The sequence below is a fragment of the Paenimyroides tangerinum genome (genome assembly GCF_003865405.1).
GTDB classification, from domain to species: domain Bacteria; phylum Bacteroidota; class Bacteroidia; order Flavobacteriales; family Flavobacteriaceae; genus Flavobacterium; species Flavobacterium tangerinum.
The window spans coordinates 212-19,818 of sequence record NZ_RQVQ01000034.1 but is presented as its reverse complement, the minus strand read 5'-3'; the positions used below and the strand labels follow the sequence as shown (position 1 = coordinate 19,818).

Annotated in this window: 19 protein-coding genes; 13 read left to right on the top strand and 6 right to left on the bottom strand. The window is 31.4% G+C overall.

Going from position 1 to position 19,607, the window contains the following annotated elements; translation table 11 throughout:
• Positions 1-325 precede the first annotated feature (325 nt).
• Both EG240_RS12810 and EG240_RS12805 read left to right on the top strand, forming a co-directional pair.
• Positions 326-1,795 carry a DUF5687 family protein gene (locus EG240_RS12810; protein WP_125019785.1) on the top strand — a complete coding sequence of 490 codons (1,470 nt, stop codon included), beginning with the start codon at positions 326-328 and terminating at the stop codon, positions 1,793-1,795.
• 5 nt (positions 1,796-1,800) lie between these two features.
• Positions 1,801-2,496: an ABC transporter ATP-binding protein gene (locus EG240_RS12805; protein ID WP_125019784.1), complete on the top strand. Its 696-nt coding sequence runs from the start codon at positions 1,801-1,803 to the stop codon at positions 2,494-2,496.
• Positions 2,497-2,546: 50 nt separating this feature from the next.
• Here the strand turns inward: EG240_RS12805 and EG240_RS12800 are convergent, their stop codons facing one another.
• Complete coding sequence (locus EG240_RS12800; protein ID WP_125019783.1) at positions 2,547-3,029, bottom strand: hypothetical protein; 483 nt, start codon at positions 3,027-3,029, stop codon at positions 2,547-2,549.
• Between the two features lie 17 nt (positions 3,030-3,046).
• On the bottom strand, positions 3,047-3,532 hold the full coding sequence (locus tag EG240_RS12795) for a hypothetical protein (protein ID WP_125019782.1): 486 nt from the start codon (positions 3,530-3,532) through the stop codon (positions 3,047-3,049).
• A 254-nt stretch (positions 3,533-3,786) separates the two neighbouring features.
• On the opposite strand from EG240_RS12795, the gene porW reads away from it, so the two are divergent.
• The 9 genes from porW (at position 3,787) to atpG (ending at position 12,170) form a co-directional block, all read left to right on the top strand.
• A complete protein-coding gene (gene porW, locus EG240_RS12790) occupies positions 3,787-6,351 on the top strand; it encodes a type IX secretion system periplasmic lipoprotein PorW/SprE (RefSeq protein ID WP_125019781.1) in 2,565 nt (854 codons plus the stop codon).
• Entirely contained in the window at positions 6,341-6,565 is a 225-nt protein-coding gene (locus EG240_RS12785; protein WP_125019780.1) for an AtpZ/AtpI family protein, read from the top strand. Before porW ends, EG240_RS12785 begins: the two co-directional genes overlap by 11 nt.
• Positions 6,558-6,956, top strand: coding sequence for a hypothetical protein (locus EG240_RS12780; protein WP_125019779.1), 399 nt, complete (start codon positions 6,558-6,560; stop codon positions 6,954-6,956). The genes EG240_RS12785 and EG240_RS12780 overlap by 8 nt, the downstream gene beginning before the upstream one ends.
• Positions 6,957-7,057: 101 nt before the next feature.
• A complete protein-coding gene (gene atpB / locus EG240_RS12775; RefSeq protein WP_125019778.1) occupies positions 7,058-8,230 on the top strand; it encodes a F0F1 ATP synthase subunit A in 1,173 nt (390 codons plus the stop codon).
• Between the two features lie 58 nt (positions 8,231-8,288).
• Positions 8,289-8,486, top strand: coding sequence for an ATP synthase F0 subunit C (gene atpE / locus EG240_RS12770; protein ID WP_125019777.1), 198 nt, complete (start codon positions 8,289-8,291; stop codon positions 8,484-8,486).
• Between the two features lie 100 nt (positions 8,487-8,586).
• The gene (locus EG240_RS12765; RefSeq protein WP_125019776.1) at positions 8,587-9,087 is read left to right on the top strand and encodes a F0F1 ATP synthase subunit B; all 501 of its coding nucleotides are present in this window, start codon (positions 8,587-8,589) and stop codon (positions 9,085-9,087) included.
• Positions 9,088-9,097: 10 nt separating this feature from the next.
• On the top strand, positions 9,098-9,631 hold the full coding sequence (atpH, locus tag EG240_RS12760; RefSeq protein WP_125019775.1) for an ATP synthase F1 subunit delta: 534 nt from the start codon (positions 9,098-9,100) through the stop codon (positions 9,629-9,631).
• A 38-nt stretch (positions 9,632-9,669) separates the two neighbouring features.
• Positions 9,670-11,244 carry a F0F1 ATP synthase subunit alpha gene (atpA, locus tag EG240_RS12755; RefSeq protein ID WP_125019774.1) on the top strand — a complete coding sequence of 525 codons (1,575 nt, stop codon included), beginning with the start codon at positions 9,670-9,672 and terminating at the stop codon, positions 11,242-11,244.
• A 65-nt stretch (positions 11,245-11,309) separates the two neighbouring features.
• Entirely contained in the window at positions 11,310-12,170 is an 861-nt protein-coding gene (gene atpG / locus EG240_RS12750; RefSeq protein WP_125019773.1) for an ATP synthase F1 subunit gamma, read from the top strand.
• A 404-nt stretch (positions 12,171-12,574) separates the two neighbouring features.
• On the opposite strand, the gene prfH is transcribed toward atpG, so the two are convergent.
• Genes prfH through EG240_RS12735 form a run of 3 tightly spaced genes read right to left on the bottom strand, consistent with a single transcriptional unit; the run spans position 12,575 to position 15,353 of the window.
• On the bottom strand, positions 12,575-13,192 hold the full coding sequence (gene prfH, locus EG240_RS12745) for a peptide chain release factor H (RefSeq protein WP_125019772.1): 618 nt from the start codon (positions 13,190-13,192) through the stop codon (positions 12,575-12,577).
• Positions 13,193-13,197: 5 nt separating this feature from the next.
• Complete coding sequence (locus tag EG240_RS12740; protein ID WP_125019771.1) at positions 13,198-14,589, bottom strand: RtcB family protein; 1,392 nt, start codon at positions 14,587-14,589, stop codon at positions 13,198-13,200.
• Positions 14,589-15,353 (bottom strand): hypothetical protein, encoded by a 765-nt coding sequence (locus tag EG240_RS12735; protein WP_125019770.1) that lies wholly within the window; start codon positions 15,351-15,353, stop codon positions 14,589-14,591. The genes EG240_RS12740 and EG240_RS12735 overlap by 1 nt, the downstream gene beginning before the upstream one ends.
• Positions 15,354-15,831: 478 nt before the next feature.
• On the opposite strand from EG240_RS12735, the gene EG240_RS12730 reads away from it, so the two are divergent.
• Together EG240_RS12730 and EG240_RS12725 are read left to right on the top strand one after the other, a co-directional pair.
• Positions 15,832-16,383 carry a hypothetical protein gene (locus EG240_RS12730; RefSeq protein ID WP_125019769.1) on the top strand — a complete coding sequence of 184 codons (552 nt, stop codon included), beginning with the start codon at positions 15,832-15,834 and terminating at the stop codon, positions 16,381-16,383.
• 46 nt (positions 16,384-16,429) lie between these two features.
• A complete protein-coding gene (locus EG240_RS12725; RefSeq protein WP_125019768.1) occupies positions 16,430-16,825 on the top strand; it encodes a hypothetical protein in 396 nt (131 codons plus the stop codon).
• A gap of 138 nt (positions 16,826-16,963) precedes the next feature.
• On the opposite strand, the gene aspS is transcribed toward EG240_RS12725, so the two are convergent.
• A complete protein-coding gene (gene aspS, locus EG240_RS12720; protein ID WP_125019767.1) occupies positions 16,964-18,718 on the bottom strand; it encodes an aspartate--tRNA ligase in 1,755 nt (584 codons plus the stop codon).
• Positions 18,719-19,607: the final 889 nt, after the last annotated feature.

Below are 19,607 nucleotides of genomic sequence, written 5' to 3'. Positions count from 1 at the left end.
CGTTTATATTTAATTGAGCAAAGTTATCAAATTTCCTAAAACTGCCATTTAGATAAATATTCATTTAAAAATACAAAATAATGAATATTTTTCTTGTTTTTATGTTTTTTTGTGTATATTTGAAGTGTGTTTAAGAAAAATAATATGTTTGTGTTAGTTAATAGATTTTAGATTTGGTTTTTTTGAAATAATATTAATAACAGTATTATTTCGTTTTGCTATGAAAAAGGGAAAAATCGTTTGAGATAATCAAACGATTTTTTTGTTTTAAAATTGTAACATTTTTATAAAAGCGATACTAATTAGTTAAAGAAATTATAAAACTATGAATAAGCTTCTATTTTATTTACGTAAAAAAGCATTTTTCCGTTCACAATTATTTGTTACAAATCTTATACTAACCATAGTTGTTGGAATTTATGCAGTTATGTTTGCTGCTTTTTTATTAATTTTTGGATTTGGAACCTATTTTATTTTTGAAGAAGAAGGTATGAATCCACTTCAGGAAATCAATCGTTATATGATTTATTTCTTTGGTGCTGATTTGATGTTGCGTTATATGTTTCAAAAATTCAACACAAACAACATTAGGTCTTTATTGCTAACAAACATTCCTAAAACAAAAATCGTTAAAAACATTTTAGGTAGAAGTGTATTTTCTGTTTTTAATCTTTTTGGATTATTATATATTTTACCTTTAATTGGCACACTATTTTTTAATTTAGAAATTACTCTTCCATTAATACTTTGGTCTGTTTCAATACTATTATTCTTATATTTCAACAATTACCTTAATTTATTATTAAACAAAATAGACATTTTCTTTTATGTCATTTTTGGAATCGCAATCGTTGCCGGAATCGCTCAATATTACGAATGGATTACGATTACAGATTATACCTATTCTTTCTACAATGCGTTTTATGAATATCCATTTTTAATTGCCGTATTAGCAATTGTCTTGGGCGGAATGATTTATCTAGCATACAAAAACTATTTAGCAAATTTATATTTAGACAAAGGTTTAGAAGCAAAACAGAACGAGGTACAAAACATCAATTTATCTTGGTTAGACAAATACGGAACAACCGGAACTTTCTTGAAATTAGATATTAAAATGTTGTTGCGTAATAAACGTTCAAAATCAACCATGTGGATGAGTTTCTTCTTTATATTTTATGGATTGCTATTCTTTACCAATATCGTTCCGATGTACAACAATCCAGTAATGCACATGTTTGCATCAATTTTTGTTACCGGAGGATTTATTTTTAATTTCGGAAATTACATTCCAAGCTGGGATTCGTCTTATTATCCGTTTATGATGACGCAGAAAATCACGTATAACGATTATCTAAAATCAAAATGGTGGTTAATGGTTATCTCAACATGTGTTTGTGTTGTTCTAGCTTTGTTTTATTTATCATTTGGATTAGATATTTATTTGATGATTTTAGCTGGAGCGATTTTTAATATTGGTGTAAACACACATTTGGTAATGCTAAGCGGAGCTTTCGTAAAAACTCCAATTGATTTAGGTACAAACAAAAATTTGATGGGAGATAAAAACGCTTTCAATATAAAATCGATCTTGTTAGCACTTCCTAAAATGTTATTACCTATGTTTTTATACGGAATTGGTGTTTTCATAAAAGATGCAACATTGGGATATATTTTGGTTTCATTAGCCGGAATTATCGGATTTGCATTTAGAAACTACATCTTCTCACAAATCGAAAAAGTATATAAAAAAGAAAAATATTCAACAATTGCTGCTTATAAACGTTCAATCTAAAAATTATGATAAAAGTAAATAACCTTTCAAAAATATATAACGGATACCGAGTTTTAAACATCGAACATCTAGAAATTCAAAAAGGAGAAAGTTTTGGATTAGTTGGAAACAACGGAGCCGGAAAAACTACTTTTTTTAGTTTGTTGTTAGATTTGATTCAACCTTCGACAGGAAACATTGTTTCGAACGGAATTGAAATTCATACCTCAGAAAAATGGAAAACGTTTACGAATGCATTTTTAGACGAATCGTTTTTAATTGGCTATTTAACTCCAGATGAATATTTTAATTTCATTGGCGAATTACGCGGATTATCTAAAGAAGAAACGTTAGCTTTTGTAAAACCATTTCAAGTTTTCTTTAACGATGAAATTTTAGGTGGAAAGAAATACATCAGAGATTTATCTAAAGGAAATCAGAAAAAAGTTGGAATTGCAGCAACTTTCATCGGAAATCCAGAAGTGGTAATTTTAGATGAACCGTTTGCAAACCTTGACCCAACAACGCAAATTCGTTTAAAAAATTTATTAAAAGAAATTGCTGATAGAAAACAAATTACGATGTTAATTTCAAGTCACGATTTACAACACACCATAGAAGTTTCTAACCGAATTGTAGCTTTAGAAAAAGGAAAAATCGTAAAAGATTTAATTACAAACGAAAATACTATGGCAGAATTAGAGGCTTTGTTTTCGATATAAAATATTTACAAAAAGAAAGACCTTGATATGAAAATCAAGGTCTTTTAAATTTAGGGTAATTCAAATGCGTTTTCGTAATCTTCTTGGGTAATTGTATAATAAAAAACATCGTTAATCTTATACAAATCAGATGGTACAATTTTCAATAAAGAAGACTTCCCATTAATCCAATATTCAGTAGTTGGCTCGCCAGATGAACTAGAAGTATAATATCCTTTACCATTAGCAAACTTAATAACTAATGAATCGGCTAAATTATCAACGTCATTGAAAAAATAAAATCCTAGTCCTGGTTTAAAATAAGTATGTGTTTTTACAACAAAATCCTCAGGATTTATTTCAATTACTTCTCTCAAAAAAGGTTTCAAATCTGTTATTGGATCTGCGATGTTTTGATCATAAAAATAAACACTAAATGCTTCACTACTTTCATTCTTTAAAGCTACCGAATGTTGATCCAAATCCATCCAATCATCAGGATCACACGAACTAAAAAGTAACATCAAACAAAATAAGAAAAAAGAATATTTCATAATTTAATTGATTTTATTTATTCTAAAACTTTAGCATTTTCATAATCTTCTTGGGTAATTGTATAATAAAAGACATCGTTAATCTTATATAAATCAGACGGTGAGATTTTCAATAAAGAAGACTTCCCTTTAATCCAATAATCAGTAGTTGGCTCGCGAGATGAACTAGAAGTATAATATCCTTTACCATTAGCAAACTTAATAACTAATGAATCTGAAAAGTTATTGCTATCATTAAAAAAATAAAATTTAGGATCTGATTCAAAATAATTTATTGTCTTAATTACAAATTCATCAGGATTTATTTCAACGATTTCTCTTAATAGTGGCTTTAAGCCTGTTATTGGATCTGCAATATTTTGATCATAAAAATAAACACTAAATACTTCATTACTTTCATTTTTTAACGCAACGGATTGAGGATTAGGTTGATCTCCCCAATTACCTGGATCACACGAACTAAAAAGCAACATCAAACAAAATAATAAAAAAGAATATTTCATGGTTTTAGACGTTAAATTTTTTCTATTAAATATAAATCTTTTATTTACATAAAAAAAACGAATACATTATAATCCAAAACCTTTAAATGAAAATCAAAATTTTATCCCATAAAATAACTAAAATCGTTCTAAAACATTGGAACGATTTTTTTATTTTTACAGATTAATATTCGTTATGTTAAAAAGTAATGTATTTTTACTATTCTGAATACTAAAAGTTAAAAAAAATAGTTAAAAAGAAAAAGCAATCCATCTTGAAAAAACATATAAATAAATACTTTGCCGTAATTGCTGTTGTCATGTTTCTAATTGCGTGTTCAACAAAGAAAAACACGGCGATGACGCGCGCATATCATTCTACAACAACGAAATACAATATTTTGTACAATGGACAATTGGCTTATGATGAAGGCATTGAAACCTTGAAAACAAAATATCACGATGATTTCAATAATATCTTAACTGTTGAAAGAATTCAACCTGAAAAAGATGCTGTAATCGTTCAACAAGAACGCGATCCAAATTTTCAACGCGCCGAAGAAAAAGCAGTTAAAGCAGCGCATCTTCATTCAATTTATATTTCAGGTAAAGAACATAATCCGCAAATGGACGAAGCTTATATGTTGTTGGGGAAATCTCGTTATCACGATAACAGATATGTTCCAGCTTTGGAAGCTTTTAATTATATTTTATTGAAATATCCAGACAGTGATTTATTTTACGATGCTCAAGTTTGGAAAGAAAAAACCAACTTGCGTTTGGAATATTATAATGTTGCGATAAAGAATTTAAAGAAATTATTGCGAGATGATAAATTCAAAAATCAAACAAAATCTGAAGCTTTAGCAACTTTAGCGCAAGGATATATTTATAGCGATTATTTAGATAGTGCAAAAATTCCGCTTAAAGAAGCAATCGAATTAACAAACAATCTAGATGAACGCGCAAGATATACTTATATTTTAGGTCAATTAAATTCAAAAACTGGTGATAAAGAAGCTGCTATTGCAAATTTTCAACGAATAATCGATTACAATCACAAAGTTCCAAGATCGTATTTGATCAATGCTTATGCAGGGAAATTTTCTAATCAAGATTTCAAAACGGTTGATACTTTAGTTTTCTTAAAAGAATATAACAAACTACTTAAAGATCGTGAAAACCGTGCGTATCAGGATGTGATTTATAATCAAATGGGAACACTTTATGATTTGTATGGCGTTTCTCCAAAAGCAATTGAAAACTACAATAAATCGCTATCTAAAATTAAAGATAATAATTATTTAAAAGTTTCTAATTACAGAAGCTTAGCCGACTTATACTATAAACAAAAAGTATATGAAATGGCAGGAAAATATTACGATAGTACCATGGTAAACATGAATCCAGAAAGTCGTGAATATTTAACCATAAAACACAAAAGAAACAACTTAATTGATATTGTTAAGTTTGAAGCAATTATCAAAGAAAACGACAGTATTTTATATTTAGTTGGATTATCTCCTGATGCAAGAAAAGCTCAAGTAGATAAATTTATTGAAGAGCGAAAAATAGCAGATGCTAAACAGGAAGCAAAAGAAAAAGCTGCAAATGCTAAGGTTGGCTCATCTGCATCGACTTTAGGATTGGGCGGTAATTCTAATTTTTATTTCTATTCTCAAAATACAGTTGCATCTGCAAAACAAGATTTTAAGAAAAAATGGGGCGATCGTGCATTGACAGATAATTGGCGTTTGAAATCAATGGCGAGTAGTAGTTCAAACACGAATTCGAATAGCGATTTAGCAGAAAATAACTCGGAAGGAACGGAAAATAAAAATCCTGAAAATCTAGAAGATATGAGATATAATTCGAACTTCTTCTTATCTCAAATTCCGACGGATCCAGCCGATATCAAAGACATGAAAAAAGACCGTGATAATGCGTATTATCAATTGGGATTAATCTATAGTGATCGTTTACAAGAATATCAAATTGCGGCAGATCGACTTGAAAAATTATTGACTTTGAATCCAAATCCAGAGTTAATTGAGCCAACAAAATATCATTTATATAAAATATATTCGAAATTAAATCCTGCAAAAGCAGAACTGGTTTTAAATGATTTAAAAACGAATCATCCAAATTCGCAATACACAAAAGTTTTACTTGATCCGAATGCAAAATTAGAGTTAGAAAATTCACCAATTCAAGAATACGAACGTATTTATGCATTATATAAAAACGGAGCTTTGTATGAAACTTTAGAATTATTAGAAGATCGCATTCCAAAGATTATGAACGATGGAATTGTCTCTAAATATGAATATTTGAAAGCAATGACAATCGGAAGATTAAATGGATTGGAAGATTATAAAAAAGCGATGAATTATGTTTTACAAACGTATCCAAATTCGAAAGAAGCAGCTGAAGCAAAACGCATCTTAAATGTTGAAATACCAATGTTACTTCAAAAGTCGTTTAAAAATGATTTATCGAGAAACATCAAAATGATTTACGAAGTTGATTACCCACTTTCGGAAGAATCCATTGAATTGAGAAATAAGTTACAACGTTACGCTAATGATCGTGCACATACGGGAGTTAAGTTCTCTGCAGATATGTATTCAAAAAACAAAATGTTCTTTGTTTTACACGGAGTAAAATCAGGAAACATAGCCAAATCGGCTCAAATGTATTTGGAAATTTCGAACGATTATGGAATCAAGAAAACACCAACATTAATCAGTTCCGAAGATTATGGAGTTGTCTTGATTAAAAAGAATTGGGACGAGTATTTAAAGACCCAACTTCCTTCTAAACAAAACAATGAACAATAAACAAAAACACAAAAGAAATAAATGGTTAGCCTTGACATCGATTCCTATTCAGATGTTGGTAACCATTTATTTGGCTTCTAGATTAGGCGTTTGGTTAGATAATAAATATCTACTTAATAATGAAATTGCAACTAAAGTAGTGACATTATTAGGAGTTTTTGTAGCTTTGTACCAAGTTATAAATCAGGTTAATCAAATTAATAAAAATGAATAAAATCATTAGTTTCACAATACAATTGGTAGTATTGGCAGCTTTAGTATTTGGAGTACATTACATACTGCAACAAGTTTTAGGGATATCAGAGAATTGGAATAACACAGGTTATAACCTAACATTAATTTATGTTTTCCAATTGATCTTATCTATAATCATGATAGTTGTAGTAGTTGGCTCAAGCAAATCGTTCGCAAATAGTCTTGGTTATGTCTTTTTGGTTCTTCTAACATTAAAATGCGTCGGAAACTACTTTTTTATCCAACCTGTTTTAAACACTGAAAATTCGAACGAATTCATTAAGCACAATTTTCTAATTGTATTTTTAATTTTCTTAATTTTCGATGTGTATGTAGCCTATAGAATTTTAAATCAAGAAAATACAAAATAGGTGTTAAAAAGAAAAAAAATCGAAATAACACGTGTGTATATGGAATTTAATTGTACTTTTGCACAAAATTTTTGAACCATAAAAATTCAATAAGTAACGGTATGGTGACTATTAAAAAATCACTTCATTTATTAGCTGCAGTTTTATTTGCTATGATGCCAGCGGTATCATCTGCAAATGTTGACCCTGTTCAGCAAGGAGATACTGTTCATGTAGAACAAACTGCAATTGCAGTTGAGACCACTGAACATGAAGCTTCTCACGGCGAAGAACACGCTGAAAAATCTAACGATCAATTTGTAAAAGAGTACATTGACCACCATTTAATGGACGATCACTATTACTCATTTTTTGGAGACAAAGAATTACACAAACACTACGGATTTGCATTACCAATTATTTTAATTGACAATGGATTGAAAGTGTTTATGTCTTCTGAAGATTTCGTTTACAAAGGAAAAGTTGTTGAAAACGGAGGTCAGTACTTCAAATATTACCATGGGAAAATCTACGAAGTTGATGGCCCAAATGGTGAAATTGTGTATGATGCAGAACACCACCCAACAAACAAAATGCCTTTAGATTTTTCGATTACTAAAAACGTTGCTGGTTTATTTTTAGCTTCATTATTATTATTCTTAGGATTTACAGCTTTAGCTAAAACATACAAAAACGGACCAAACGCTTTACCAAAAGGTATCGCAAGAGGATTGGAACCTTTGGTTATTTATGTTCGTGATGAAATGGCAAAACCAAACATCGGTCATAAATACAAACAATTTATGCCGTATTTATTATCAGTTTTCTTCTTGATTTTCTTATTAAACTTATTGGGTTTAACACCATTAGGATTAAACGTTACAGGTAATATTTCAGTTACAGTTTGTTTAGCTTTGTTCACATTCTTATATGTAAACTTAAGCGGAAACAAAGATTATTGGAAACACATTTTCTGGATGCCAGGAGTTCCAGTTCCAATGAAAATAGTATTAGCTCCAATCGAAGTATTAGGAATGTTCACAAAACCATTCTCATTATTAATTCGTTTGTTTGCTAATATTACAGCTGGTCACTCGGTAGTTATGGGATTAATCGCGGTAGCTTATGTTATGCAAGAAGCTTTATCAACTCCAGGAGCAATTGGTATTTCATTCTTCTTGACATTGTTCTTAACATTCTTGGAAATTTTAGTAGCTTTCTTACAAGCTTTCATTTTCACAATGTTATCATCATTATTTATTGGTTCAGCTGTTCAAGAGCACGATCATCACTAAGATTCAGATTTAAAAAAGAGTATTAAAATTTTGTTTAATTATATATAATTCATTTATCATGACAATCCCAACTATTATTGGTGCAGGTTTAATCGTAATCGGAGCTGGTTACGGTTTAGGAAAAATTGGTTCTTCTGCAATGGACGCTATCGCTCGTCAACCAGAAGCTGCTGGAAAAATCCAAACTGCTATGATTATTATTGGTGCATTATTAGAAGGTTTAGCATTCGGTGCTTTAATCTTAGGTAATAACTAATATTCAAAATTAACAATATCTGTAACGGTTGGTTACAGATATTGTTTAATTAAACAAGAAAATTAAAAGTAAATAAGTATTAAAATTATAAATAGATATAATGGAAAAGTTAATTCATGATTTTAGTTTAGGATTATTCTTCTGGCAAGCAATTATTTTAATTGTTATTATTTTCATCTTAGGGAAATTCGCTTGGAAACCAATCGTAAATGCTTTAGAAGCTCGTGAAGAAGGTATTGCTAATGCTTTAGCTGCAGCAGAAAACGCTAAAAGAGATTTAGCTAATTTAAAATCAGATAACGAAAGATTATTAGCAGAAGCGCGTGCAGAACGTGATGCAATGTTAAATGATGCTCGTATTATGAAAGATCAAATGGTTGCAGAAGCAAAAACGGAAGCTCAAGAACAAGGAGCTAAAATGATTGCACAAGCTCAAGCTACAATTCAAGCTGAGAAAAATGCAGCTATGGCTGAAATCAAAAATCAAGTTTCTTCATTATCTTTAGATATTGCTGAAAAGTTATTAAAAGACCAATTATCTAACAAAGAAGCTCAAGAAAAATTAGTTTCTAAAATGTTAGAAGACGTTAAATTAAACTAATATAATCGTTATGACAGGTACAAGAGCAGCGATTAGATATGCGAAAGCAATCCTTGAAGTGTCAAACGCAAAAGGTAACGCAGCAGTAGTAAGCCAAGATATGGAAACCATTGCTAAAGCGATTTCTGAAAGTAAAGAATTAAAGTTATTTTTATCAAATCCGATTATTAAAGGAAATATAAAATTAAACGCTTTACTTGAAGTATTTGCCTCTGCGAATGAAGATACAAAATCTTTATTTCAAGTGCTTTTACAAAATAAAAGATTTGATATTTTAGAAGCTATAACAGTTCAGTTTAAAAAATTGTACGATGAAATGAATGGAGTTCAGGTTGCTTTTGTAACAACAGCTACTGAATTAACTCCAGTTATGGAAGCTCAAGTTTTAGCTAAAATAAAAGAATTATCTACAAAAGAAATTACAATTGTAAGTCAAGTAAATCCAGATATTATTGGTGGTTTCATCATCAGAATTGGAGATACACAATACAATGGATCTATTGCAGACAAATTGAGTCAATTAAAAAGAGAATTTACTAATTAAATCACCACACGTTTCGGCGTGATTAAATAAAAATCAAAATGGCAGAAATTAAACCTGCTGAAATTTCAGCAATTTTAAAGAAACAGTTATCTGGTTTTGGATCTGAGGCTTCAGTTGAAGAAGTAGGAACAGTACTTGAAGTAGGAGATGGTATTGCTCGTGTTCACGGATTAGCTAACGCTCAATACGGAGAGTTGGTTCAATTCGAAAATGGATTAGAAGCATTAGTACAAAACTTAGAAGAAGACAACGTTGGTGTTGTATTATTAGGTACTTCAACAGGAGTTAGAGAAGGATCTATTGTTAAAAGAACAGGTCGTATCGCTTCACTTAAAGTAGGTGAGCAAATGGTAGGACGTATTGTTAATACTTTAGGTCAACCAATCGATGGTAAAGGGGCAATCGGAGGTGATTTATACGAAATGCCTTTAGAAAGAAAAGCACCTGGTGTTATCTTCCGTCAACCAGTTACAGAACCATTACAAACAGGTATCAAAGCTATCGATGCTATGATTCCAGTTGGACGTGGACAACGTGAGTTAGTAATTGGTGACCGTCAAACTGGAAAAACTACAGTTTGTATCGATACCATTTTGAATCAAAAAGAATTTTATGATGCAGGGAAACCAGTTTTCTGTATCTATGTAGCTATCGGACAAAAAGCTTCTACAGTAGCAGGAATTGCTAAAACTTTAGAAGAAAAAGGTGCAATGGCTTATACAATCATCGTAGCTGCTAACGCTTCTGATCCTGCTCCAATGCAAGTTTATGCTCCAATGGCAGGTGCTGCAATCGGAGAGTATTTCCGTGACTCAGGTCGTCCAGCATTAATTATTTATGATGATTTATCAAAACAAGCGGTAGCTTACCGTGAAATGTCGTTAATCTTACGTCGTCCACCAGGACGTGAAGCGTATCCTGGAGACGTTTTCTACCTTCACTCTCGTTTATTAGAGCGTGCTGCTAGAATCATCGGAGATGACGAAATCGCTAAAAACATGAACGATTTACCAGAATCAATGAAAGGTATCGTAAAAGGTGGTGGTTCTTTAACTGCTTTACCAATTATCGAAACTCAAGCTGGTGACGTTTCTGCATATATCCCAACAAACGTAATTTCAATTACTGATGGTCAGATCTTCTTAGAATCAGATTTATTCAACGCAGGTGTTCGTCCAGCAATTAACGTAGGTATTTCTGTATCTCGTGTTGGAGGTAACGCTCAGATTAAATCAATGAAAAAAGTATCTGGAACTTTAAAATTAGATCAAGCTCAATTCCGTGAATTAGAAGCTTTCTCTAAATTCGGGTCTGATTTAGATACAGCAACGTTAAACGTAATCGAAAAAGGTAAACGTAACGTTGAAATCTTAAAGCAATCAGTAAATGATCCTTATTCAGTTGAAGACCAAGTTGCTATTATCTATGCTGGTTCTAAAAACTTATTAAGAAACGTTCCTGTTGAAAAAGTTAAAGAATTTGAGAAAGAATACTTACAAGTATTAAAATTATCTCACAAAGATACTTTAGCTGCTTTAAAAGCTGGAAACTTATCTGACGAAGCTACTGCTACTTTAGAAAAAGTTGCTAAAGAAGTTTCTTCAAAATATTAATCATATCAATTTAGAAAGAAGTTGATTCGTTAACTTCTTTCTAAATTTAATTTCTAAGAACACCAATGGCAAATCTTAAAGAAATTCGTATAAGAATTGGTTCTATTTCATCTACGATGCAAATTACATCTGCGATGAAAATGGTTTCTGCAGCTAAGTTAAAAAAAGCGCAAGATGCAATTACTGCTATGCGTCCTTATGCTGAGAAATTAACTGAATTAATTCAAAATATTAGCGCAACTTTAGAAGGTGATGCTTCTGGAGTTTATGCTGAGCAAAGAGAGGTTAATAAAGTTTTATTAGTTGTTGTTACATCTAACAGAGGTTTATGTGGTGCTTTTAACGCAAACGTGATTAAAGCAACTCGTAACTTAATCGATGTTACTTACGCTGGTAAACAAGTTGATGTTATTACGATAGGAAAAAAAGGATTTGATGCTTTTAGTAAATCTACTAATGTTATTGCTAACAACAGTAATTTATATGACGCATTAACTTTCAATAATACAGCTGAAATTGCGCAACGTATTATGGATGCTTTCGTTGAAGGTACTTATGATAAAGTTGAAGTAATTTACAACCAATTTAAAAACGCAGCAACTCAAATTGTACAGGTAGAGCAATTCTTACCTTTATTACCAGTTGTAAACGAAAAAGCTGCAGCTTCTGATTATATTTTTGAGCCTTCTAAAGAAGAAATTATTTTAAACTTAATTCCTACTTCTTTAAAAACTCAATTATTCAAAGCGGTTTTAGATTCTAATGCTTCTGAGCACGGTGCACGTATGACAGCAATGCATAAAGCTACCGATAACGCTAAAGACTTAAGAGACGATTTAAAATTAACTTACAACAAAGCGCGTCAAGCGGCAATTACAAACGAAATTTTGGAAATTGTTGGTGGTGCAGAAGCTTTGAAAAGCTAATCACTAATCACATCATACAAAAAAACCTTATCCATTTGATAAGGTTTTTTTTTTGCAATCATTTTTCTTTCTGAAAAGCTCTTCGTGGAGAACCATCACCAACATAAATAATTCCGCAATATTCAAATCCTTTTTTTTGAAATAATTTTATATTGGGATATTATTTTCGCGTTTGTATCAATTTTTTTTGGATGATTATGGTTTTCCATTTACATACGATTTCAAACTTGAAAATGTTAGAGTAACAGTTAGTTTTGAGGAGTGTATTCATCGCTCAAATTCTTCGTCCTATATGGTTTTTATGCAACCCATTTATCTTCCTTCTGGTAAGATTGATATTGAAGCTATAACCACAAATAATTAAAATGAAAATCGTCAGTTGAAATTTCAACGGACGATTTTTTTTACAAAAACTTTTCTCCTCGAAACGTTTTAACTGGATTTCCTCTTTCAATAGAAGTTTGATTGCTCCATTTCTCTTGAGCTAAATCTTTTAGTTTTTGGTTTTCAGCTTCTTGTAATTTAAGCAATAATCGAGTTGTAGCAATTTTTTTGTTTTGATGTTGTGAACGAGAATCCATCGAAACAACAGAAATACCTGTTGATTTATGAGTTGCCCGAACAGCCGAATTTACTTTGTTTACATTTTGTCCGCCGTTTCCAGAACTTCGCATCGATTGATAAACAATTTCTTTTGTAAGAAGATGATTTTCTTCTGGAACTTCAAACTCAAAAAATCCAATAAACCAATTCTTGCGTTGATGAAATTTTCTGTAAGGACTTTTGCCAATCCAAAGAATCGTTCCAACCCAATTTTCTAAAAACACATCAAGATTTTCTCCCTCAATTTCTAAGAGCACGTTCGTTATTTGATTAAAATCCGAATCGATTTCTCGTTCGATAACTTCCATTTCAATGTTTTTATTTTTACAAGCTTCTGAAAATTTTCTAAAAACATTAGTCACTACATAATTGCATTCTGCTGGACCACGACCTGATGTAATTTGAATTAATTTTTTCATCTTCATTATTTATCCATTCGTACAATTTTAGGAGTGAATGTTCCTAAAACTTTTACCAATTCAGTTTGTAAATTCATCACGGTCTTAATGTTTTTGTAGGCAAATGGTGCTTCGTCAACACTTCCGCCAATCAGTTCAATTCCTGCATCTTTAAGTTGAGCATTCATAAAACTTTTGGTAATGGTCGATTTACATTTTGCTCGTGATAATTTTCGCCCAGCTCCGTGCGATGCTGAATTAATACTCAATTCATTTCCCAAACCTTCAACAATAAAACCATCGGCAGTCATTGAACCAGGAATAATTCCCAAAACACCTTCGCTTGCTGGAGTTGCACCTTTTCTGTGAACAATGCGTTCAAAGCCATCAACCATTTCTTTCCAAGCAAAGTTGTGGTGATTCTCAATTGTGAAAACTACACGTTTTCCTATAGCTTTTGCTAATCGTCTGTGAATATCATCGTGACAAGCTTTGGCATAATCACCAGCTAAATTCATTGCCAACCAATATTCTTGACCGTCGTGTGTGTTCAAATCTAGCCAAGCCAAATGCTGAACTTGCTTTGGAAGTGGACATTGTTTACCTGCTAAATAGGTATAATGTTTGGCAATGTTTGCGCCCAATCCACGTGAACCACTGTGAGATAAAACTGCAAGATATTCGCCAGGTTGTAAATTCCATTCGGGTTTTACTTCGGTTAATTTTATGATTCCAAATTCCACAAAATGATTTCCACCTCCCGAAGTTCCCAATTGTTGATACGCTTTTGATTTTAAGTTTTTCAAAATCGGAATTTCATTAAAAATCGAACGTTCAAAAATCTCGTGGTCGGCTTTGTTTCGATGAACTTCTTTCATTCCAAATTTGGTATGTTCTTGTAAAATCTGAATCAATTGATGCGATTTCCCTTTTAAGAAACTTGCTGGTAAATCAAAAACCGATAAACTCATTCTGCATCCAATATCAACACCAACTCCGTACGGAATCACGGCATTATCCGTTGCTAAAACTCCGCCAATTGGTAATCCATAACCCGAATGTGCATCGGGCATCAAAGCACCTTTTACCGAAATTGGTAATTTAAGCGCGTCGTATAATTGAAGTTTTGCTTGCTCGTCAATTTCATTTTCTCCAAAAATAGAGAAGGGCGAGCGCGTTTTTTTCAATTCTTGTAATCGAACTTCAACTGGTTTCGTTAAACCTTCGGCTACTTTTCCCCAAATGCCGTGACCGACAAATTTTTCGGGCTCTAATAAAACCTCTTTGGCTTCGTTTAAAATCGATTCTTTTTTCTCACGTTTTCTGTAACGTTGTATTTGTCCTAAAGCAATGTTTATTGCATTATTTTTCGGAAAGCCTAATTTTATAAAGTCTTTTCCTGATATTTTATTTCCCATTAATGATATCTTTTTGAAACCTGATTGCCTTGTTCCATCAGGATTTCAGCAATTTCAAATGCTGAATTTTTATTGTTGTAAAATTTTTTCCCTTTAAAAGGATTTTTTAAATTCGGTTTTGAATCATACGAATAGCCATTGCCGACTATTTTTTTTAGAAACAAACCACGATTTCTATGATTGTCGCAAAATTTATCATTTTCTGCTTCTTCACGCTCCAACTCTAAATCGAGTGGTTTGTAATGCGTAATCATATTTGGTTTAACGATTAATCGAAAACGCCAAGGCTGAATAAATTCATAAAAAAGCTGAAACGTTTTTGTAAACTGATTGTAAACTTGTGTTTCTATAAAATAATCGCGTTCACGGTCGGTCAGTTTCGAATCTTTACCAGAAAATTCATACGGATGTAACATTTTCAAATGCTGAATCATTGGAACATCGATACGTTTGCGATTGCGTTTTTCCTTTTTGGTAAATTTCTTCGTAGGAGCAAATTGCTCTGTATTTATTTTCGATAAGATTTCTGAAAAAAATGCGATGTCTTTTTCGTTTTTGATGTCATCTCGCAAAACAAAATAACGCACATATCCTTTCTGATATGGAACTTCTAATGGAATCAATGGAATGTTGTTTTTCTCGTTTGATATTTCCCTTTGTCTTTTGAAATGTTTTCGAACTTCTTTTTCTAAATCTGTTTTAACTAATCGTTTCTTTTTTCGTTTGGATTTTAATCGAGTGGTAAAGAATATTGAATCTTCCATTGTATCGATTTTTTAATCATACATTGAGTTTTGAAATAATTGGCGCCAACTATTTCCTTCTTCGGAAGTATTTAAAAGTTATTCTTTTGTCTAGAATGTGGAATAAAAAGAAAAAGCCCGAAGAATATCTTCGAGCTTTTATGATATAAAGAATTTTTATATTACAATTGGATAGCACGAAGAAAGGTCCTTGCAAAAGCGTTTGCAACAACTGAATTTTGATATGTACTTGAATTGAACATTTTTCTTCGTTTTAATAGTTAATGAATTATTTAATGCTGCAAATATAAAACAGAATTTTATTAACTTCCTAATTATTTTTGATTTTTTGTTTATTTCGTAATTTGAGTTACTTGCTGAGATTGGTTTTTAGGGTCATTTATAGATAAATGTCTTGTATTCGGAATAATTTATGATTTATTTAAGATGTTGTTTTTTAGTTGTTTATAATTTTATAAAAAAAGTTATGAAAAAAGTTATGAAAAAACATTTATTCATTGGCTTATTGTTTAGTTTCTTTTTATCATCTTGTATTCAGCTTAGAGGTTTACGAGATGATTATAAGCATTTATCAGATGAAGAAAAACAAGTTATTTTGCCTTTTAAAAATGACTTAGAACCAAGTCGAGAAATTGCTTATACATTAAATGCGGAAATACTTCTAAAAGAACTACAAAAACATGATAAAGCAATGGTTTATGTTTTTACTTGGGGTTGTTCTTCGGATGCATGTTTACCTTTAACCATTTATGAAAACTACGCGAAACAAAACGGATATAAAATTTTCTTTGTTTTAACTAGTTACTTAGATTTAGGAGAAGCAATGAAGGAACCCATTAATGAACCAATTTATATAATCGATAGTAATTATTACGGTCATAAATGGTTTAGAAAATATGTAACCTTCTTTGAAAACGAATTAAAAGGACTTGATAAGAAACATAAGGAAAATTTCGAAGGGAATCTTTTTTTCTATAAAAATGGAAAATACCAAGAAACTCGTTTTTATTTACCAGAATCGGGTTCATAAAAATGCAATATTTTTATCAATTATAATAAGACTTAATCCAATCACTATGAAAAAATTAATATTAATCTGCTCTTTATGTTTTAGTATTTTTGGTTATTCACAAGAAGATATTTTAAAAGACCCTGAATTTAAAGAATATGAAAAAGAAGTAGTTGCTTTTATGACATCTAAAGATTATTTAAACTATGAAAAACTTAAAAAGGTTTGGTTGTATCCAAGTAGTTCTGACATTGATTTTTCTTCAGATGAAGTTAAAAAGGAATTTAGAACTAAATTAAAAGAAGCTTATGATGTAATATCTGATAAGGAAAAAGAAATTACCAAAATGAGAGTTGATTTAATTGAAAAATATACACAAGAGGTTTTTCTAACAACTAATAAAGTAATTAATCAACAAGTCTATCAAATCAATTATCCTTATTATAAATCAATTTATGAATAAATTAATCCATTCTAATAATGATTAATATTGATTACAAAGAATAGGATATGTATACAAGATTATTTATTTACAATGAAAAACAAAACCGTCCGTTGAGAAATCAAAGGACGGTTTTGTTTATATCTAAAACTTAAAAAATTAAGCTTTTACATTCAGCATAATCGATAACTCATCTAATTGTGCGTTATCAATAGTAGCAGGTGCATCAATCATTACATCTCTACCTGAGTTGTTTTTAGGGAACGCAATAAAATCACGAATCGTTTCTTGTCCTCCTAAAATCGCTGTTAAACGGTCTAATCCAAAAGCTAAACCTCCGTGTGGTGGTGCTCCAAATTGGAAAGCATTCATTAAGAAACCAAATTGTTCTTGTGCTTGCTCTGGAGTAAATCCTAAATGTTTAAACATTAAAGCTTGCATATCTTTATCGTGAATACGAATAGAACCACCTCCAATTTCGTTTCCGTTTAAAACTAAATCATAAGCATTCGCACGTACTTTACCTGGATCTGTATCTAATAAATGCATATCTTCTGGTTTAGGCGAAGTGAATGGATGGTGCATTGCGTGGAATCTTTCAGAATCTTCATCCCATTCCAATAAAGGGAAATCAACAACCCATAAAGGAGCAAACTCATTTGGTTTACGTAATCCCATACGGTTTCCTAATTCCATTCGTAAAGCAGATAATTGCGCACGTGTTTTATTAGCCGGTCCAGATAAAACCAAGATTAAATCACCTTCGTTAGCTCCAGTAACTTCAGCCCATTTTGCTAAATCTGCTTGGTCATAGAATTTATCTACAGACGATTTGTATTGTCCGTTTGCTTCACATTTCACATAAACCATTCCCGAAGCTCCAACTTGTGGGCGTTTTACCCAATCAATTAAAGCATCAATTTCTTTACGTGTGTAAGAAGCCGCTCCCGGAACTGCAATTCCAACTACTAATTCAGCTGCGTTGAAAACTGGGAATTCTTTATGTTGTGCAACCGCGTTTAATTCACCGAACTTCATTCCAAAACGAATGTCTGGTTTGTCGTTTCCGTAAGTACGCATTGCTTCATCGAAAGTCATACGAGGGAATTTCTCAATTTCGATGTTGTGTATCTTTTGTAATAAATGACGAGTTAATCCTTCAAAAACATTTAAAATATCTTCCTGCTCAATAAACGACATCTCACAATCAATCTGAGTAAACTCAGGCTGACGGTCTGCACGTAAATCTTCATCACGGAAACATTTCACAATTTGAAAATATTTATCCATTCCACCAACCATCAACAATTGTTTGAAAGTTTGAGGTGATTGTGGTAAAGCATAAAACTGTCCTGGATTCATACGAGAAGGAACCACGAAATCACGTGCGCCTTCTGGCGTAGATTTAATTAAATAAGGAGTTTCAACCTCACAGAAGTCTAAATTCGATAAATAGTTACGAACTTCTTGCGTTACTTTATGGCGGAACAACAAACTATTCTTAACCGGATTACGACGGATATCTAAATAACGATATTTCATACGGATATCTTCACCACCATCAGTCTCGTCTTCAATCGTAAACGGAGGTAATTGCGATTCGTTTAAAATCGTTAATTCCGAAACTAAAAGTTCAATTTCCCCAGTAGGTAATTTATCATTTTTAGCCTCACGTTCAATCACAGTTCCTTTAACCTGAACCACAAATTCACGACCTAACGATTTTGCCAATTCCATAACAGCAGCATCCGTGCGCACTTCATCAAAAATCAGCTGAGTAATTCCGTAACGATCACGTAAATCAACCCAAATCATAAAACCTTTATCACGAGATTTCTGAACCCATCCCGCAAGAGTAACTTCTTTATTTACATCGGCAACACGTAATTCGCCGCAATTATGACTTCTGTACATTTTCAAAAATAATTTTCACAAAGTTAAATAAATTCTCACTTATATAATAGATACGTAAATAATCTTTTTCTGGGCGTTCCTCGCTCATTATATATAAGAGTAAAATGATATTCTACTGAAACCGCTCGGTCGGGCTTTACGCTAAATCTTTTTTGTTTCTATCGGTTTTTCTTTTTATGTCATTTAGGACTTGATTCAGAATCTCATTTTAAATGACATTTCGTTTTTAAACAAAAAAGGATACCGCTCCAATCCCTAACGCAACCTGAGTTCTAAAGTATAAAAGTTTAAAGTTTAGCTGCAAGGTTTCCAAAACCTTGTTGGTTTATTTTTTTTCTGTTATTCTTACGATAGGATGAATTCTTCACTAACTCCAACAGAATTCAAAACTCTGTTGGAGTTTTTAAATTCCTTATATGTTAACCTGCGAGGTTTTCCAAACCTTGTAGGTTTCTATTAAATGAGCTTATTCAGAAAACTCAATTTCCATCATCTGTGTCTTTTCATTTTTAAAATATTAATTTTTCCAATTGAAAATATCATCCGTTCATCAGTGGTGTATTTGATTCAACTCCGACAGAGTTTCAAACTCTGTTGGAGTTTTATTTTCCTTTATTCGTTAACCTGTGAGATTTTTCAAGCCTTCTAGGTTTATATCTAACAAAGTTTACATAGATAAGAAGTATTCAATATCTTTATTATTTCATTTTTCGCTCATTAAATTTTAAATTTTGAAATTTCATCTGTGCATCTGCGGTAAAAAAAAATTATTCACTACATAATATGATTCTTTAATTTTCATTTCCCAATCCTCGAATAAGCAAATTTGCAAATCATCAGACCAAAAATCTATCAATCTTTAATTTTTTCAATCCTTAAATCTTTTTGT

What these genes read in the sequence shown, in the direction of transcription:
- EG240_RS12810 (WP_125019785.1), top strand. Translation starts at nt 326, where the DNA reads ATGAATAAGCTTCTATTTTATTTACGTAAAAAAGCATTTTTCCGTTCA.
- EG240_RS12805 (WP_125019784.1), top strand. Translation starts at nt 1,801, where the DNA reads ATGATAAAAGTAAATAACCTTTCAAAAATATATAACGGATACCGAGTT.
- EG240_RS12800 (WP_125019783.1), bottom strand. Translation starts at nt 3,029, where the DNA reads ATGAAATATTCTTTTTTCTTATTTTGTTTGATGTTACTTTTTAGTTCG.
- EG240_RS12795 (WP_125019782.1), bottom strand. Translation starts at nt 3,532, where the DNA reads ATGAAATATTCTTTTTTATTATTTTGTTTGATGTTGCTTTTTAGTTCG.
- EG240_RS12785 (WP_125019780.1), top strand. Translation starts at nt 6,341, where the DNA reads ATGAACAATAAACAAAAACACAAAAGAAATAAATGGTTAGCCTTGACA.
- EG240_RS12780 (WP_125019779.1), top strand. Translation starts at nt 6,558, where the DNA reads ATGAATAAAATCATTAGTTTCACAATACAATTGGTAGTATTGGCAGCT.
- atpB (WP_125019778.1), top strand. Translation starts at nt 7,058, where the DNA reads ATGGTGACTATTAAAAAATCACTTCATTTATTAGCTGCAGTTTTATTT.
- atpE (WP_125019777.1), top strand. Translation starts at nt 8,289, where the DNA reads ATGACAATCCCAACTATTATTGGTGCAGGTTTAATCGTAATCGGAGCT.
- EG240_RS12765 (WP_125019776.1), top strand. Translation starts at nt 8,587, where the DNA reads ATGGAAAAGTTAATTCATGATTTTAGTTTAGGATTATTCTTCTGGCAA.
- atpH (WP_125019775.1), top strand. Translation starts at nt 9,098, where the DNA reads ATGACAGGTACAAGAGCAGCGATTAGATATGCGAAAGCAATCCTTGAA.
- atpA (WP_125019774.1), top strand. Translation starts at nt 9,670, where the DNA reads ATGGCAGAAATTAAACCTGCTGAAATTTCAGCAATTTTAAAGAAACAG.
- atpG (WP_125019773.1), top strand. Translation starts at nt 11,310, where the DNA reads ATGGCAAATCTTAAAGAAATTCGTATAAGAATTGGTTCTATTTCATCT.
- prfH (WP_125019772.1), bottom strand. Translation starts at nt 13,192, where the DNA reads ATGAAAAAATTAATTCAAATTACATCAGGTCGTGGTCCAGCAGAATGC.
- EG240_RS12740 (WP_125019771.1), bottom strand. Translation starts at nt 14,589, where the DNA reads ATGGGAAATAAAATATCAGGAAAAGACTTTATAAAATTAGGCTTTCCG.
- EG240_RS12735 (WP_125019770.1), bottom strand. Translation starts at nt 15,353, where the DNA reads ATGGAAGATTCAATATTCTTTACCACTCGATTAAAATCCAAACGAAAA.
- EG240_RS12730 (WP_125019769.1), top strand. Translation starts at nt 15,832, where the DNA reads ATGAAAAAACATTTATTCATTGGCTTATTGTTTAGTTTCTTTTTATCA.
- EG240_RS12725 (WP_125019768.1), top strand. Translation starts at nt 16,430, where the DNA reads ATGAAAAAATTAATATTAATCTGCTCTTTATGTTTTAGTATTTTTGGT.
- aspS (WP_125019767.1), bottom strand. Translation starts at nt 18,718, where the DNA reads ATGTACAGAAGTCATAATTGCGGCGAATTACGTGTTGCCGATGTAAAT.